The following is a 1,281-nucleotide window of genomic DNA, read 5'->3' as shown; positions in this document are numbered from 1 at the left end:
CCTTGCCGGGCTGCTGCTGGTCGCCGACCGGCAGGCCCTGCAGATATTTCTCGGCGCTGAAAGCCCGGCCATCGCGATCGGCCAGCACATCGGTCAGATCGCCACCTGGGGTTTCATCGCTTTCGGCGTGACAATGGTTCTCTTCGGAACCGTACGTGCAAACGGCCAGGTCATCTGGCCGCTCATCATTCTTTTCGTATCGATGTATCCTGTGCGCCTCGGCGTCGCTATTGGCCTGCGGGAACAGCTTGGTTCCGATGCGCTCTGGCTGAGCTTTCCGGCCGCGATGCTGTCGACCCTGCTGATGTCGACCATCCTTTATTTCCACGGCGGCTGGAGAAAGAATTCCTCCATGCGGGTCGACGCTCATGAGTTGCAGGGCGAAGCGGCATGCGTATCGCAATCAACGGAAGCCGCTCCATCCAGCAACGCACTTGCTCCCAATGCGCCCCTCATCGCCGAAGTGAAAGCCGGCAGCTGAAGCTTCCAGCTCCGCCGATGGGAGGTGGGCGTCCCAACGCTTAAAGCGATTTCATGATCGTTTCGACGCTTTCCTCCACCGACAGAACGGACGTATCCACGCGCAGATCAGTGCTCCATGGCTCGAAGTGGCGTTTCTGTATTTGATCCCAGTCTGGTGGCGTCAATCCTTCGACCGTCATAATTCGCGTCTCGGTGCGACGGCGATGCGTTTCGACGTCCGAACAGGCAACTTCGACCTGAACCCATCTACTGCCGGCTTTTGCCGCGACGTCTCTGAATGCCTGACGGGTGATTTCCGTCGCGTTCACCGAATCGACTATGACGGTACGGCCCAGCTGAAGGTTTTCTGCAGCCATCCTGCCGGACCGACCTCATTCCCTGCCGATGGCGGCGCAGCAGAACGAATTGCCTGCTCGACGGTATCCACGCGAAGATAGCAAGCCCCGATCCGCACGGCGAGAGCCTGTGCTATCGTGCTTTTTCCAGAGGCTGGTAGTCCACCCAGAATAATCAGCATCGGCACCCCCAGGCGGAACATCGTATTTCGGGAGCGTGAAGCTTCGATGACGTTCCAGGCCCGCTGTCCACAACGGGCTACCTGCCGTCATTGCCCCTTTAAACGTCAAAACCCGCCGCTTGTGCGACGGGTTTTTATTTTTGGTTGCGGGGGCAGGATTTGAACCTGCGGCCTTCAGGTTATGAGCCTGACGAGCTACCGGGCTGCTCCACCCCGCGTTATGGGTGCGATATTATGACCGGTTTTGGTATTTTTTTGGCGCTTTGRGCGTGATTTGATCT

Annotated in this window: 3 protein-coding genes and 1 tRNA gene; 1 reads left to right on the top strand and 3 read right to left on the bottom strand. The window is 58.3% G+C overall.

Annotation, left to right across the window (positions count from 1 at the left end; genetic code table 11):
* Positions 1 to 481 (top strand): MATE family efflux transporter (locus ACOWVS_RS23410; RefSeq protein ID WP_075042552.1); only part of this gene is annotated, 481 nt, incomplete at its 5' end.
* Between the two features lie 40 nt (positions 482 to 521).
* Here ACOWVS_RS23410 and ACOWVS_RS23405 read toward each other — a convergent pair.
* The 3 genes from ACOWVS_RS23405 to ACOWVS_RS23395 form a co-directional block, all read right to left on the bottom strand.
* Positions 522 to 839, bottom strand: coding sequence for a hypothetical protein (locus ACOWVS_RS23405; protein ID WP_006473496.1), 318 nt, complete (start codon positions 837 to 839; stop codon positions 522 to 524).
* Positions 800 to 1,000, bottom strand: coding sequence for an AAA family ATPase (locus tag ACOWVS_RS23400; protein ID WP_318264593.1), 201 nt, complete (start codon positions 998 to 1,000; stop codon positions 800 to 802). Before ACOWVS_RS23400 ends, ACOWVS_RS23405 begins: the two co-directional genes overlap by 40 nt.
* A 141-nt stretch (positions 1,001 to 1,141) precedes the next feature.
* Positions 1,142 to 1,218, bottom strand: a tRNA-Met gene (locus tag ACOWVS_RS23395).
* Between the last annotated feature and the right edge of the window lie 63 nt (positions 1,219 to 1,281).

The sequence above is a fragment of the Brucella sp. IR068 genome, assembly GCF_049065885.1.
GTDB classification, from domain to species: domain Bacteria; phylum Pseudomonadota; class Alphaproteobacteria; order Rhizobiales; family Rhizobiaceae; genus Brucella; species Brucella intermedia.
The sequence above is the reverse complement of the archived record's forward strand: the minus strand, read 5'-3'. Positions and strand labels throughout refer to the sequence as shown.

Bases quoted from the DNA above. Each gene is read 5' to 3' on its own strand.
- ACOWVS_RS23405 (WP_006473496.1), bottom strand. From the start codon at position 839: ATGGCTGCAGAAAACCTTCAGCTGGGCCGTACCGTCATAGTCGATTCG.
- ACOWVS_RS23400 (WP_318264593.1), bottom strand. From the start codon at position 1,000: ATGCTGATTATTCTGGGTGGACTACCAGCCTCTGGAAAAAGCACGATA.